Source organism: Streptomyces sp. TRM68416, assembly GCF_014596915.1.
Taxonomy (GTDB): Bacteria; Actinomycetota; Actinomycetes; order Streptomycetales; family Streptomycetaceae; genus Streptomyces.
The window spans coordinates 33,744-47,620 of sequence record NZ_JACVWU010000031.1 but is presented as its reverse complement, the minus strand read 5'-3'; the positions used below and the strand labels follow the sequence as shown (position 1 = coordinate 47,620).

The window sequence follows — 13,877 nt, the reverse complement described above, 5'->3', positions numbered from 1 at the left end:
AATGGGTCTCCTGGACAATCTGAAGGCCAAGCTGGCCCCGGCCAAGGACAAGGTCTCCGGGCTCGCACAGCAGCACGGGGACAAGGTGCAGCACGGTCTGGACAAGGCGGCGAAGGTCGTCGACGAGAAGACCAAGGGCAAGTACAGCGACAAGATCCAGACGGGCACCGGCAAGGCCAAGGACGCCATGGACCGGCTCGCGCACAAGGACGGCGGCCCGGAAACGGACGACGGCTCCACACCGCCGAGCACGCCGCCACCGGCTTCCTGAACACCGCAGCGACACGGCACACCGACGGACGGCCGAGGAGCGACGCCACGCTCCCGGCCGTCCGCCGTGCTCGAGCGGCTCGCCTCGCCGGGGCTATGTCCAGGAGGCCACGAAGTAGCCGACTCCGTAGGGGGCACCCTCGTAGAGGAGGCGGCCCGTGCCCCGGTCCTTCTGCCAGGCCGCGCTGAGGATCTGCCAGGGCGAGTAGCCGGAGATCTTGAGTTCGCGGGCCAGGCCCCGGTCGAGTCCCGCGAACCAGCCGTCGGAGTCGAGCCCGCGCAGGGCGGCGGCGATGCCGGCGTCCACGCCTTCGGCGCGGTCGTCCAGGTAGCCGGGGGCCTTCAGGGTGCGGCAGGCCGTGCCGTCGCCCATCACCAGCAGGCCGACGCGCTCGGCCATGCCCGCGATGCGCACGCCGTCCTCGCCGTTGACCGCCCAGGAGCGCTCGCCGGTCACCTCGTAGCCGCGGACGGGACCGTCCCAGCCCGCGCGCGCGAGCAGCCATGCGCCCACGGCGAGCGACGGGGGCAGAACCGTGCTGTCGGCACCGGCGGCTCGCGCACCGAGGACCACGTCGACATCGACGCCGAACGGACGGAAGGAGCCACGGGCACCCGCCTCGTGCAGCGCGTCGTCCGCGCCCTCCCCCACCACCACGAGCAGGTCGGGTTCGGCCGCGCGGACCGCGTCCAGCGCCTCCTGACACGCCGCGCGCACGACGTCGAGCTCCGGCGCCGCCCCGGCGGCGACCTCCGGCACGAGCAGCGGCGGACACGGGCAGACGGCAGCGGCGACAAGCATGATCGGCAGCCTAACCGCTCCCTCACCGACCTGCGGGCGCCCGCCCGCGCATCGGCCGAATCGCGCGACCCCCGCTAACCACCGGCACCACACCGACCAACCAGCCAGTCCGCGCACGCCACGCCCGTGCGCCCGCTCACCCGCCCCGTCAGTCGACCGCGCACCCCCCGGTAACCACCGGCAACGCCTCCGGCACCCCCACCTTCGGCAGGCCCAGCAGCACGCCCGCCGGCTTCGCCTGCTCCGCGGTGTTGCGCTTCTCCCAGGCGTCACCCGCGCGCGTGCGGCGCACGTCCAGGACGGGGCCCTCGGCGAGGAGGTGGTGCGGGGCGGCGTACGTGATCTCGACGGTGACGACGTCGCCGGGGCGCACCTCCTGCTCCGGCTTGGTGAAGTGGACCAGGCGGTTGTCGGGGGCGCGGCCGGAGAGGCGGTGGGTGGCGCCGTCCTTGCGGCCCTCGCCCTCGGCGACCATCAGCTCCAGCGTGCGGCCGACCTGCTTCTTGTTCTCCTCCCAGGAGATCTCCTCCTGGAGGGCGACGAGACGCTCGTAGCGCGCCTGGACGACCTCCTTGGGGATCTGGTTCTCCATGGTGGCGGCCGGGGTGCCGGGGCGCTTGGAGTACTGGAAGGTGAACGCCTGCGTGAAGCGGGCCTCGCGCACCACGTGCATGGTCTGCTCGAAGTCCTCCTCGGTCTCGCCGGGGAAGCCCACGATGATGTCGGTGGTGATCGCCGCGTGCGGAATCGCGGCGCGGACCTTCTCGATGATGCCGAGGTACCGTTCCTGCCGGTAGGAGCGGCGCATCGCCTTCAGGACCGTGTCCGAGCCGGACTGCAGCGGCATGTGCAGCTGCGGCATGACGTTCGGCGTCTCGGCCATCGCCGCGATGACGTCGTCGGTGAAGTCGCGCGGATGCGGGGACGTGAAGCGGACCCGCTCCAGGCCCTCGATCTTCCCGCAGGCCCGCAGCAGCTTGCTGAACGCCTCGCGGTCGCCGATGTCGGAGCCGTACGCGTTCACGTTCTGGCCGAGCAGCGTGATCTCGGAGACGCCCTCGCCGACCAGGGCCTCGATCTCGGCGAGGATGTCGCCGGTGCGACGGTCCTTCTCCTTGCCGCGCAGCGCCGGGACGATGCAGAAGGTGCAGGTGTTGTTGCAGCCCACCGAGATCGAGACCCAGGCCGCGTACGCGCTCTCGCGGCGGGTCGGCAGCGTGGACGGGAACGCCTCCAGCGACTCGGCGATCTCGACCTGCGCCTCCTCCTGCACGCGCGCGCGTTCCAGCAGGACCGGCAGCTTGCCGATGTTGTGCGTGCCGAAGACGACGTCGACCCAGGGCGCCTTCTTGACGATGGTGTCGCGGTCCTTCTGCGCGAGGCAGCCGCCGACCGCGATCTGCATGCCCGGGCGCTTCGTCTTCATGGGGGCGAGGCGGCCGAGGTTGCCGTACAGCCGGTTGTCGGCGTTCTCCCGGACCGCGCAGGTGTTGAAGACGACCACGTCGGCGTCGCCGTCCGAGCCCTCGGGGGCACGGACGTACCCGGCGTCCTCCAGCAGTCCGGACAATCGCTCGGAGTCGTGGACGTTCATCTGGCACCCGTAGGTGCGTACTTCGTAGGTCTTGAGTCCTTGAACGTCCACTGCCGGGCTCCGGTCGCTGCTGCTGGTCATGGGTCAAGGGTAGGCGGTTTCGCGGAGCCCCTCGGCCGCCGGTGACCGCCGCGGGGCCGCGGCGCGGGGCTCAGGGCTCGATCAGGCCGGCCCGGATCGCGTACCGCGTCAGCTCCAGCCGGTCGCGCATGCCCAGCTTCTGCAACAGGTTGGCGCGATGCCGCTCGACCGTCTTGGCGCTGATGAAGAGCAGCTCGCCGATCTCCTTGGAGGTGTGGCCCTCGGCGACCAGCTTGAGGATCTCCTCCTCGCGCTCGGTCACGGGCCGCTCCGGCACGCCGTCCCCGCGGTGCAGCCGCTCCAGGTAGGCGCGGACCAGGGCCCGCTCGGCGCCCGGGTAGATGAACGGTTCGTCGCGCACGGCCGCCCGGCAGGCCTCGACCAGGTCGCGATCGGCGACGGACTTGAGGACGTAGCCGCCGGCGCCCGCCTTGAGCGCCTCGAAGAAGTACTGCTCGTTGTCGTACATGGTCAGGATCAGGATGCGCAGGCCGGGCAGCCGCCGGGAGAGCTCCCGGGCCGCCTGGAGGCCGGTCATCCGGGGCATGGAGACGTCCAGGACGGCCAGGTCGACCTCGGTGGCGCGGGCCAGCGCGACCGCCTCGGCGCCGTCGGCGGCCTCGGCGACGACCCGGAGGTCCGGCTCGCCGTCCAGGATCAGCCGCACCCCGCGGCGTACGAGGGTGTGGTCGTCGGCGAGCAGGACGCGGATCAACGGCCGCCCCCGGCCGGCACCCGCAGCCGTATCTCCTGCCCCGGCCCGACCGAGAGCTCCGCCCCCACCAGCAGCGCCCGCTCCCGCATCCCCCGGATCCCGGCGCCCTCCGGCGCCTCGCCGAGACCTTTGCCGTTGTCCCGTACGACGAGTTCGACGGCGTCCGGGCAGGGGCGCAGGTGCAGTTCCGCGCGGTCGGCGCCGGAGTGGCGGGCGGTGTTGGTCAGGCCCTCCTGGGCGACCCGGTAGAGCACGAGTTCCGACTCCTCGGTCAGCGGGGGCAGTTCGCCGGGGACCTGGTGGCGCACCGACAGGCCGTGCGTGGTGAACTCGGTGGCGAGCGCGCGCAGGGCGCTGGCCAGGCCGAGCTCCTCCAGCACACCCGGTCGCAGTCTGCGGGCGATACGGCGGATCTCGTCGAGGCCGGCCCGGGTGGCCTCCTGCGCCTGGTGCACCTCCTCGCGCAGCCCCTCGGGCGCCCGGTCGGCGACGCGCTTGAGCTGGAGCAGTACGGCGGTGAGGGTCTGGCCGACCTCGTCGTGCAGTTCCTGGGCGATCCGCCGGCGCTCGCGCTCCTGCGCGGACAGCGCCCGCGCGGCCCCGGCGGCCCGCTCGCTCTCCAGCCGGTCGAGCATGGTGTTGTACGTCGTGATCAGCTCCGCGGTCTCGGCCGGACCGGCGACTGCGGCGCGGGCGCCCGGGCGCAGCAGGTCGGCGGTGGCCATGGCGCGGCCGAGCCGTTGCAGCGGGGCGAGTCCGAGACGCAGGACGAGGGCGTTGCCGACCAGCAGCAGCGCCAGTCCGCCGACGACGACCAGCGCCTCGGCGGGCAGGGTCGGCGTCGACACGGTGACCGGGCCGAGCAGCAGGGCGGCGGCTACGATCGGACCGGCGGCGTTGAGCGAGAAGATACGCCAGAACAGCGACACGTTTGCGCCCCTTCCCGCGCGCCTCACGCTCAGTTTCACCGTCGCGCCGCGGCCGCGTATATCCGTGATGACACCCATGTCGCCACCGTACGTGCGGCTGGCAGCATGCCGACCGGACCGTTTCGATCGAAAACAGCAAGGGGAAAGAATCGTGCCTGCTCCACGTCTGAGGGCGACACCGCTGCCGGGCATCGGGGTCCAGTACGACCTCGTGACGCGGGAACACCGCCATCTGTCCGTGGTGGCGCACCGCGACGGCGGCCGCACGGTGAACCTGTACCGGGCGGACGACCCCGACGCCTGCGCGCAGTCCCTGCGGCTGACCGAGTCCGAGGCGGACTCGCTGATCGACGCGCTGAAGCCGTCCCACCACAGCGCGAGCCTGCTCTACACGACGGACCTGGGCCTGGTCGCCGAGCGGATCGAGGTGGCCGCGACCTCGCACTGGAACGGGCGGCTGCTGGGCGACACCCGCATGCGCACCGAGACGGGCGCGTCGGTGGTGGCGGTGCTGCGCCGCGCCGAGGCGATCCCGTCCCCCGCGCCGGACTTCCGGCTGGCGGGCGGGGACACGCTGATCGTCATCGGCACCCGGGAGGGTGTGGACGGCGCGGCGACGATACTCGGTCGGGAGTGAACCGTTGCACTCCGGCATCCTGCTGATCGAGTTCGGCTCCATCATCCTCGGCCTGGGTCTGCTCGGCCGGGCCGCAGCCCGCTTCCGGCTGTCGCCGATCCCGCTGTACCTGCTCGCCGGTCTGGCCTTCGGCACGGGCGGGCTGCTGCCGCTCGGCGCGAGCGAGGAGTTCATCGCCGCCGGGGCGGAGATCGGCGTCATCCTGCTGCTGCTGATGCTCGGCCTGGAGTACACGGCCGGGGACCTGGTCACCAACCTCAAGGCCCACTACCCCGCGGGCCTGGTCGACGGGGCGCTCAACGCCGTACCGGGTGCGGCGGCGGCGCTGCTGCTCGGCTGGGGCCCGGTGGCCGCGGTGGTCCTGGCGGGCGTCACCTGGATCTCGTCGTCCGGGGTCATCGCGAAGGTCCTCGGCGACCTGGGCCGGATCGGCAACCGCGAGACCCCGGTGATCCTGAGTGTCCTCGTCCTCGAGGACCTGGCGATGGCGGTGTACCTGCCCATCATCACCGCCCTGGTGGCCGGGGCCGGGCTGGCGGCCGGCAGCCTGACCCTGTCGATCGCGCTGGGCGCGGCGGGGCTCGTGCTGTTCCTCGCGATCCGCTACGGGCGGGTCATCTCGCGGTTCGTCTCCAGCGACGACCCGGAGAAGCTGCTGCTGGTGGTGCTCGGGCTGACCATCCTGGTCGCGGGCGTCGCGCAGCAGCTCCAGGTCTCGGCCGCGGTCGGCGCCTTCCTGGTGGGCATCGCGCTGTCCGGAGAGGTCGCGGAAGGCGCGCACACGCTGCTCAGCCCCCTGCGCGACCTGTTCGCCGCCGTCTTCTTCGTCTTCTTCGGGCTGCACACCGACCCGGCGAGCATCCCGCCGGTCCTGCTGCCCGCGCTCGCCCTGGCCCTCGTCACCGCCGCGACGAAGATCGCCACGGGGTACTGGGCGGCACGGCGGGCCGGTATCTCCGTCAAGGGCCGCTGGCGCGCGGGCGGGGCGCTGGTGGCCCGCGGCGAGTTCTCCATCGTCATCGCGGGCCTCGCCGTCAGCGCGGGCATCGAACCCGCCCTCGGCCCCCTCGCCACGGCCTACGTCCTCATCCTCGTCGTCCTCGGCCCCCTCACCGCCCGCTACACGGAGCCGGCGGCGATGTGGTGGACGGAACGCCGCAGGACGAAGCCCCGCGAGCCGGTGGAGGAGACAGCGCCGCTGTAGCCACGGATCGACGGCCGCTACGACGCCGTGGGCACGGCCGCGAGGCCAGGCTCTACGGCGTCATGGGCACGGCCGCGAAGCCAGGCTCTACGGCGTCATGGGCACCCCCGCAGAAACCGCAGCCCCTACGACGCCGTAGGCCCGCCCCGCCACCCCTGGCGCCGCAGCACCTCCGCCACGTCGGGGGCGCGGTAGTGGTCCCCCTTGAGGACCTTCCCGTCGGCGCGGCGGGCCACGTGGCCGTCGGGGCCCAGCTTGGTCATGTTGGCGCGGTGGATCTCGGCGATGACCTCGTCGAGGTCGATGCCGTGGACGAGGGCGGTGCCGTAGGCGACGTACACCACGTCCGCCAGTTCGTGCGCGAGCCTGTCGAGGGAGCCGGTGACCGCGACCTCGGCGACCTCGGAGGCCTCCTCCGCGAGCAACTCGCCCCGGTGGGCCGCGAGTTCCGGTGCCACCTCGGTGGGGGTACCGCGGACGTCGAGCCCGAAGGCGTGGTGGAAGGCACGGACCAGGTCGGCGGGCGAAGAACTCATCCCCCGACCCTATCGATGCCTCCCGCACCCACGCCCCTGGTCAGCGGGGAGGAGAGCCTGGCAGGATCGCCCGCATGTCCAAGGTGTTCCCCCGTATCGGCAGGCGCCGCGCCCTCCAGAGCGCGGCCGCCGGCGTCGTCGCCCTCGGGCTGCTGCTGTGGTGGCTGCTGCCCCTGGGCGAGGCCCCCCCGAGGGGGACGATCGTCTTCAGCACGGGCACCCGGGCCGGCGTCTATCACGAGTACGGCGACCGGTTGCGCGCCGAGCTCGCCAGGGACATGCCTGACCTGAAGGTGGAGCTGAAGACCAGCGCCGGGTCCCAGGAGAACGTCCGGCGCGTGGCGACCGGCCAGGCCGACCTGACCATCGCCGCCGCCGACGCGGTGGAGACGTACGAGATCGACGACGGGCCCGGCGCCGACCGGCTGCGCGGTGTCGCCCGTCTGTACGACGACTATGTGCAGCTCGTCGTCCCGCCGGACTCGGACATCGAGTCGGTCGCCGACCTGCGGGGCAAGCGGGTGGCCATAGGGCTGCCCCACTCGGGGGTGCGGCTGATCGCCAACCGGGTGCTGGAGGCGGCCGGCATCGACCCGGTGAAGGACATCACGGCCCGGTCGGACGGCATCGACACCGGGCCCAGGGCACTGGGGAACGGGCTCGACGCGTTCTTCTGGTCGGGCGGGCTGCCCACGCGCGGGCTCCGGGAGATCGCCGAGACCTCGGACTTCCGCTTCGTGCCGATCGACGCCGAGCTGGTCGCCAAGGTGCACGCCCAGGGCGGCGCCACCCGCTACTACCGGGCCACCAACATGCCGGAGTCGGCCTACCGGACCATCCAGGACGGGTCCACGGTGGCGACGCTGGCGGTGTCCAACCTGCTGGTGACCCGGAAGGACCTGGATCCGCGGCTCACCGAGTGGCTGACCCGCACCGTGCTCGACAGCCGTGACGGCATCGGCGCGCACGTCCACTCCGCGCAGCTGGTCGACGTACGCACGGCGATCTACACGGATCCGCTCCCGCTGCACCAGGGCGCGCGACGCTATTACCGATCCGTCAAACCGTAGGCGCGGGCGCACGGCGCCACGGGCGGACTCGGCTCATTCGACCGCGGTACGGCAGCGCGCGCCAAAGGGGCGCGGGGCTGTGTCGATATGCGGCTCCGCCGTGGGGCGCAACCAGCCACAACGAGCCCGCAGCCGAACGACGACACATCACGGCACTCCCCGCCCGCCCCTCAAGCCGCAGGCGCACTCCGCGGCACCCGCACGGTGACCTTCAGACCGTGCGGTTCGTGGTGCTCGTAGGCGATCGACCCGCCGCCCGCGGCGAGCAGGGCCCGCGAGATGGACAGGCCGAGGCCGGAGCCCTTGATGTTCTGGTGGCGGCCGCTGCGCCAGAAGCGGTCGCCCACGCGGGCGAGTTCGTCGTCGGTCAGACCGGGGCCGCGGTCGGTGACCACGACGGTCGCGGTGTCGCCGTCGGCGGTGACGGTCACCTCGACGCGCTCGTCCCGCGGCGTGAACTTCACCGCGTTGTCGATCACCGCGTCCAGCGCGGACGACAGGGCCACCGGGTCCGCCCAGGCGGTGGTGGCCGGGCAGTCGCCGACCAGCGTCACCCCCTGGGCCTCGGCGGTCGGCGCCCAGGCCGCGACCCGCTCGGCGGCCAGCGCCCCGATGTCGGTGATGCTCAGGTCGGCCTCGGTGTGCTCGGCCAGCGCCAGGTCGAGCAGGTCGTCCAGCACCTGGGCCAGGCGTTTGCCCTCGGCCTGGACGGAGGCGATCTCCTCGTTGCCCTCGGGGAGTTCCAGTGCGAGCAGTTCGATGCGCAGCAGCAGCGCCGAGAGGGGGTTGCGCAGCTGGTGCGAGGCGTCGGCGACGAAGGCGCGCTGCTGCTCCAGCACGTCCTCGACGTTGTCCGCCATCTCGTTGAACGACCGGGCCAGCCGCCTCAGTTCCGGCGGCCCGCCGGCCGCCGCGACCCTGGACTTCAGCCGGCCGCTGGCGATCGCGTGGGTGGTGGCGTCCAGCACCCGGACGGGTCGGAGCACCCAGCCGGTCAGCCGCAGCGCGGCGCCGACGGCCAGCAGCATCGCGGCGATCTCGCCCGCGCCGATGAGCAGCCAGCCGCGCAGGATCTGCGAACGCATCTGTCCGGTGGGCGAGTCGGTGACGACGACCGCGACGACGTCACCGTCCCGGACGACCGGTGAGGCGACCACGAGACGGCCCCGCTGCCAGGGCCACACCTGCTCCGGGTCGTGGCTGCGCCGGCTGAGCAGCGCCTCCTCGAAGGCGTCGCGCACCTCGCCCTCGTCCGGCAGCAGCCACGTCTCCGGAGCGTTGGCCAGGGGCGCGTCGCCGGGCAGGAAGACGCCCACGCGGATGCCGTAGATCCCGTAGTAGCTCTCCAGGGCGCGGCTCAGGGTGCGGCCCTCGTCCTGGGGCCCCTGGGTGGTGTCCATGACGGACCGGGTGATGGCCGCGAAGTACGCCGTGTCGTCGATCCGGTCGACGACCACCTTCTGCTGCCGGGCGGCCGCCAGGCTGGCGGCGAGCGGGATGCCGAGGGCCAGCAGGACGGCCGCCATCAGCACGATGAGCAGCGGGAGCAGTCGTGCGCGCACTCGTGCCCGCTAGGCGACCGGGGCGACGAGCCGGTACCCGACGCCGCGCACGGTCTCGATCAGGGCGGGCATGCGCAGCTTGGCGCGCAGGGAGGCCACGTGCACCTCCAGGGTGCGCCCGGTCCCCTCCCAGCTGGTGCGCCAGACCTCGCTGATGATCTGCTCGCGGCGGAAGACCACGCCGGGCCGCTGGGCGAGCAGCGCGAGGAGGTCGAACTCCTTGCGGGTCAGCTGCACGACCGTGCCGTCGACGCTGACCTGGCGGGTGGGCAGTTCGATGCGCATCGAGCCCAGCCGCAGCACGGTGTCGGCGCCCGCGGCCGGGTCCTCGTGGGCGGTGCGCCGGCTGACGGCGTGGATCCGGGCGAGCAGTTCGCCGGTGTCGTACGGCTTGACCACGTAGTCGTCGGCGCCCAGGTTGAGGCCGTGGATGCGGGAGCGTACGTCGGAGCGGGCGGTCACCATGATCACGGGGGTGCTGGTGCGCTTGCGGATCTTGCTGCACACCTCGTAGCCGTCCTGGTCCGGCAGTCCCAGGTCGAGCAGGACGACGCCGAAGCCGGCGCCCTCCGGGACGAGCGCCTGGAGGGCCTCCTCGCCGCTCCGGGCATGCGTGACCTCGAACCCGTGCCGCGCCAGCACCGCGGAGAGAGCGGCGGCGACATGGTTGTCGTCCTCGACGAGGAGCAGTCTCATCCCGGCCCCCTCCTGTTCATCGGCCGTACGGGTGGGTCTTGCAGTCACGATCGTGCACACGTGCGCGTGCATCATGGCAGTCACGCTGATGGACGACGATGCCGTCAAGTGGGTTCCGCTTGCACGGGGCTTGTCGTTATCCAGCCGGTACGTCCCCAGCTCACAAGTGCTACGACACGTGTCCGATTGCTATCGGATCGTGATGCTCAAATTCCCCTCAGGACTAATGACGCAGGTCGGATACGGTTATTACTGTCCTCCGAAACCGAGGAGGACGGAGCCTGAGAGCGATGACCGAAGTATCGGTGGCCAAGGAAGATGTGGCCGCAACCGGCGACCTGGTCGTCCTGAAGAGCGTCAACAAGCATTTCGGCGCGTTGCACGTGCTCCAGGACATCGACCTGACGATCGCCCGCGGCGAAGTCGTCGTGGTCATCGGACCCTCCGGGTCCGGGAAGTCCACCCTGTGCCGCACCATCAACCGCCTGGAGACGATCGACTCGGGAACGATCGTCATCGACGGCAAACCACTGCCCGCGGAGGGCAAGGAGCTGGCCCGTCTGCGCGCTGACGTCGGCATGGTCTTCCAGTCCTTCAACCTCTTCGCGCACAAGACCGTGCTCGAGAACGTGATGCTGGGCCAGATCAAGGTCCGCAAGGCCGACAAGAAGAAGGCCGAGGAGAAGGCCCGCTCCCTGCTCGACCGGGTGGGCGTGGCCAGCCAGGCCGACAAGTACCCCGCCCAGCTCTCCGGTGGCCAGCAGCAGCGTGTCGCCATCGCCCGCGCCCTGGCGATGGACCCCAAGGTCATGCTCTTCGACGAGCCGACGTCGGCCCTCGACCCGGAGATGATCAACGAGGTCCTGGAGGTCATGCAGCAGCTCGCCCGCGACGGCATGACCATGATCGTCGTCACGCACGAGATGGGCTTCGCCCGTTCGGCCGCGAACCGAGTGGTGTTCATGGCGGACGGCCGGATCGTCGAAGAGGCTGTGCCGGACCAATTCTTCAGCAACCCGCGCAGCGACCGCGCCAAGGACTTCCTGTCCAAGATCCTGCACCACTGACGACGCACCGGCGTAACCTGCGTCACCCGCACCCACGGCTCGCATCTCTTCACCAGACAAAGGATGTTCACCATGAAGCTCCGCAAGGTCACCGCCGCGGCCGCCGCTGCGCTCGTCCTCTCCCTGACCGCGACCGCGTGTGGCGGCGACGACGGCGACGGCGACAGCGCCGACACCGGCTCGGGCGGCGGCGACAAGATCAAGATCGGCATCAAGTACGACCAGCCGGGTCTGGGCCTGAAGGAGCCCGACGGGTCCTTCTCCGGCTTCGACGTCGACGTCGCCACGTACGTGGCCAAGGAGCTCGGCTACGACGCCGACCAGATCGAGTTCGTCGAGACCAAGACCCCCGACCGCGAGAACGCCCTCAAGCGCGGCGACGTGAAGTTCATCGCGGCCACGTACTCGATCAACGACGAGCGCAAGAAGCTGGTCGACTTCGCCGGCCCGTACCTGCTGGCCCACCAGGACCTGCTGATCAAGTCCGACTCGGACATCACCGAGGCCACCGACCTCAACGGCAAGAACCTGTGCTCGGTGACCGGTTCGACCTCCGCGGAGAACGTCAAGAACGACTTCGCGCCGAAGGCCAACCTCAAGGAGAACAGCGGCTACTCGGAGTGCATCGCCGCGCTCCAGAGCGGCACGGTCGACGCCCTGACGACGGACGACTCGATCCTGGCGGGCTACGCCTCGCAGAGCCAGTACAAGGGCCAGTTCAAGCTCGCCGGCCTCAAGCTGAGCAACGAGAACTACGGCATCGGCGTGCAGAAGGGTGACACCGAGACCCTCAACAAGATCAACGACGCCCTGGAGAAGATGGTCAGCGACGGCTCCTGGCAGAAGGCCGTCGACGACAACTTCGGCCCGGCCGGCTACAAGAACGAGCCCGCGCCGAAGATCGGCGAACTCAAGTAGCACAAGGACCCACTGGCGCGCCGCCGTCCGCCGCGATCAGGGCGGCGGCGCGCCGCGCTGTCCACGCACGCCACCCACCCGGAAGCGCGGGAGATCGTGTTCGACTTCATTTCAGACTATGACAACCCGACACTGTTGGGTGCCTTCTGGACGACGGTGAAACTCACCTTGTTCTCCGGTCTCGGCTCCCTGGTCTGGGGCACCCTCCTGGCCGCGATGCGGGTCAGCCCGGTCCCGCTCATGCGTGGATTCGGCACGGCCTACGTGAACATCGTCCGGAACATCCCCCTGACGGTCATCATCATCTTCACCTCGCTCGGACTCGCCGACATCTTCGGCGTGACGATGGGCGCCTCCGACTTCAAGACCCAGGGCTTCCGGCTGGCGACCCTCGGTCTCGTCGCCTACACCTCGGCCTTCGTCTGCGAGGCGCTCCGTTCCGGCATCAACACGGTGCCGCTCGGACAGGCCGAGGCCGCCCGCGCCATCGGGCTGACCTTCAGCCAGACCCTCCGGCTCATCATCCTGCCGCAGGCCTTCCGCTCGGTCATCGGCCCGCTGGCCAACGTGCTGATCGCCCTGACGAAGAACACCACGGTGGCCGCCGCGATCGGCGTGGCCGAGGCCGCCTACCTGATGAAGGGCATGATCGAGAAGGAGGCCCAGACGCTGCTCATCGGCGCGATCTTCGCCTTCGGTTTCGTGGTACTGACCCTGCCCACCGGCCTCATCCTCGGCTGGCTGAGCAAGCGACTGGCGGTGAAGCGATGAGTTCCGTTCTCTACGACGCCCCGGGCCCTCGCGCCAAGCGGCGCAATGTGCTCATCTCGGTGGTCTTCTTCACCCTGCTCGCCCTGCTCGCCTGGTTCGTCTGGCACACCATGGACGAGGAGGGGCAGCTGAAGTGGGCGCTGTGGAAGCCGTTCACCGAGTCGCAGGCGTGGACGACCTATCTGCTGCCGGGTCTCGGGAACACACTGAAGGCCGCGGCGCTGGCCATGCTGATCGCTCTTCCCCTGGGCGCCTTCTTCGGTATCTCACGGCTCTCCGACCACTGGTGGGTGCGGGGTCCGGCCGGCGCCGTGATCGAGTTCTTCCGCGCCATCCCGGTGCTGCTGCTCATGCTGTTCGCCAACGAGGCCTACGACCGCTGGGCGAACGTCACCACGGAAGAGCGGCAGCTCTACGCGGTCGTCACCGGCCTGGTGCTCTACAACGCGGCCGTGCTCGCCGAGATCGTACGGGCCGGCATCCTCGCCCTGCCCAAGGGGCAGTCGGAGGCAGCCAAGGCGATCGGCCTGCGCAAGGGCCAGACGATGAGCACCATCCTGCTGCCGCAGGCCGTCACCGCCATGCTGCCGGCCATCGTCAGCCAGCTCGTGGTCGTCGTGAAGGACACCGCACTGGGCGGCGTCATGATCGGGTTCACCGAGCTGCTCAGCGAGCGCAGCACGCTCGCGGCGAACTACGCCAACGTCATCCCGAGCTTCATCGTCGTGGCGATCATCTTCATCGTCCTGAACTTCATCCTCACCAGCTTCGCGAGCTGGCTGGAGCAGCGGCTGCGGCGCAGCAAGAAGAGCACGGGTGCGGTGCTCAGCGCCGAGGACACGGAGGAACTGAACCCCGCGGCGACGGGTGGCACCTACGGGACCGGCGCCGGAGGCACGATCTGACCACTTGTCACATCGCTTGAGCCAACGGAGGGCAGTGGTCTGATCACCACTGCCCTTCGTCACTTGACGCAAGCACCGGCAATGGGTTGCATACGTTCTGTGATCGTGCACCCTGCTCCA

Annotated in this window: 15 protein-coding genes; 8 read left to right on the top strand and 7 right to left on the bottom strand. The window is 70.7% G+C overall.

Annotated elements, in window-relative coordinates; translation table 11 throughout:
* The first annotated feature begins 1 nt into the window (after window position 1).
* On the top strand, window positions 2–271 hold the full coding sequence (locus ICC28_RS35250) for an antitoxin (RefSeq protein WP_188292892.1): 270 nt from the start codon (window positions 2–4) through the stop codon (window positions 269–271).
* 93 nt (window positions 272–364) lie between these two features.
* Here the strand turns inward: ICC28_RS35250 and ICC28_RS35245 are convergent, their stop codons facing one another.
* The 4 genes from ICC28_RS35245 to ICC28_RS35230 all read right to left on the bottom strand — a co-directional run bounded on the left by ICC28_RS35245 (window position 365) and on the right by ICC28_RS35230 (window position 4,391).
* On the bottom strand, window positions 365–1,072 hold the full coding sequence (locus ICC28_RS35245; RefSeq protein WP_188292891.1) for a class III extradiol dioxygenase subunit B-like domain-containing protein: 708 nt from the start codon (window positions 1,070–1,072) through the stop codon (window positions 365–367).
* Between the two features lie 148 nt (window positions 1,073–1,220).
* Window positions 1,221–2,747, bottom strand: coding sequence for a tRNA (N6-isopentenyl adenosine(37)-C2)-methylthiotransferase MiaB (gene miaB, locus ICC28_RS35240; RefSeq protein ID WP_188292890.1), 1,527 nt, complete (start codon window positions 2,745–2,747; stop codon window positions 1,221–1,223).
* A 70-nt stretch (window positions 2,748–2,817) separates the two neighbouring features.
* A complete protein-coding gene (locus ICC28_RS35235; RefSeq protein ID WP_188292889.1) occupies window positions 2,818–3,462 on the bottom strand; it encodes a response regulator in 645 nt (214 codons plus the stop codon).
* Window positions 3,459–4,391, bottom strand: a complete 933-nt coding sequence (locus tag ICC28_RS35230; protein ID WP_317454153.1) for a HAMP domain-containing sensor histidine kinase — start codon at window positions 4,389–4,391, stop codon at window positions 3,459–3,461. Before ICC28_RS35230 ends, ICC28_RS35235 begins: the two co-directional genes overlap by 4 nt.
* A gap of 151 nt (window positions 4,392–4,542) precedes the next feature.
* On the opposite strand from ICC28_RS35230, the gene ICC28_RS35225 reads away from it, so the two are divergent.
* Window positions 4,543–5,028 carry a cation:proton antiporter regulatory subunit gene (locus ICC28_RS35225; protein WP_188292887.1) on the top strand — a complete coding sequence of 162 codons (486 nt, stop codon included), beginning with the start codon at window positions 4,543–4,545 and terminating at the stop codon, window positions 5,026–5,028.
* 4 nt (window positions 5,029–5,032) lie between these two features.
* Window positions 5,033–6,232 carry a cation:proton antiporter gene (locus ICC28_RS35220; RefSeq protein WP_188292886.1) on the top strand — a complete coding sequence of 400 codons (1,200 nt, stop codon included), beginning with the start codon at window positions 5,033–5,035 and terminating at the stop codon, window positions 6,230–6,232.
* 125 nt (window positions 6,233–6,357) lie between these two features.
* On the opposite strand, the gene ICC28_RS35215 is transcribed toward ICC28_RS35220, so the two are convergent.
* Window positions 6,358–6,768: a MazG nucleotide pyrophosphohydrolase domain-containing protein gene (locus tag ICC28_RS35215; protein WP_188292885.1), complete on the bottom strand. Its 411-nt coding sequence runs from the start codon at window positions 6,766–6,768 to the stop codon at window positions 6,358–6,360.
* 74 nt (window positions 6,769–6,842) lie between these two features.
* Between ICC28_RS35215 and ICC28_RS35210 the strand changes: the two genes are divergently transcribed.
* Window positions 6,843–7,838, top strand: coding sequence for a TAXI family TRAP transporter solute-binding subunit (locus ICC28_RS35210; RefSeq protein ID WP_188292884.1), 996 nt, complete (start codon window positions 6,843–6,845; stop codon window positions 7,836–7,838).
* A 170-nt stretch (window positions 7,839–8,008) separates the two neighbouring features.
* Here ICC28_RS35210 and ICC28_RS35205 read toward each other — a convergent pair whose 3' ends face one another.
* Complete coding sequence (locus ICC28_RS35205; protein WP_188292883.1) at window positions 8,009–9,400, bottom strand: ATP-binding protein; 1,392 nt, start codon at window positions 9,398–9,400, stop codon at window positions 8,009–8,011.
* 9 nt (window positions 9,401–9,409) lie between these two features.
* Window positions 9,410–10,096 carry a response regulator transcription factor gene (locus tag ICC28_RS35200; RefSeq protein WP_188292882.1) on the bottom strand — a complete coding sequence of 229 codons (687 nt, stop codon included), beginning with the start codon at window positions 10,094–10,096 and terminating at the stop codon, window positions 9,410–9,412.
* A gap of 290 nt (window positions 10,097–10,386) precedes the next feature.
* Here ICC28_RS35200 and ICC28_RS35195 point away from each other — a divergent pair, with 290 nt between their 5' ends.
* From ICC28_RS35195 to ICC28_RS35180, 4 genes are all read left to right on the top strand, one after another.
* A complete protein-coding gene (locus ICC28_RS35195) occupies window positions 10,387–11,163 on the top strand; it encodes an amino acid ABC transporter ATP-binding protein (RefSeq protein ID WP_188292881.1) in 777 nt (258 codons plus the stop codon).
* A 72-nt stretch (window positions 11,164–11,235) separates the two neighbouring features.
* Window positions 11,236–12,081, top strand: a complete 846-nt coding sequence (locus tag ICC28_RS35190; RefSeq protein ID WP_188292880.1) for a glutamate ABC transporter substrate-binding protein — start codon at window positions 11,236–11,238, stop codon at window positions 12,079–12,081.
* A 96-nt stretch (window positions 12,082–12,177) separates the two neighbouring features.
* Entirely contained in the window at window positions 12,178–12,852 is a 675-nt protein-coding gene (locus tag ICC28_RS35185; protein ID WP_188292879.1) for an amino acid ABC transporter permease, read from the top strand.
* Window positions 12,849–13,757: an amino acid ABC transporter permease gene (locus tag ICC28_RS35180; protein ID WP_188292878.1), complete on the top strand. Its 909-nt coding sequence runs from the start codon at window positions 12,849–12,851 to the stop codon at window positions 13,755–13,757. Before ICC28_RS35185 ends, ICC28_RS35180 begins: the two co-directional genes overlap by 4 nt.
* The last annotated feature ends 120 nt before the right edge of the window (window positions 13,758–13,877 follow it).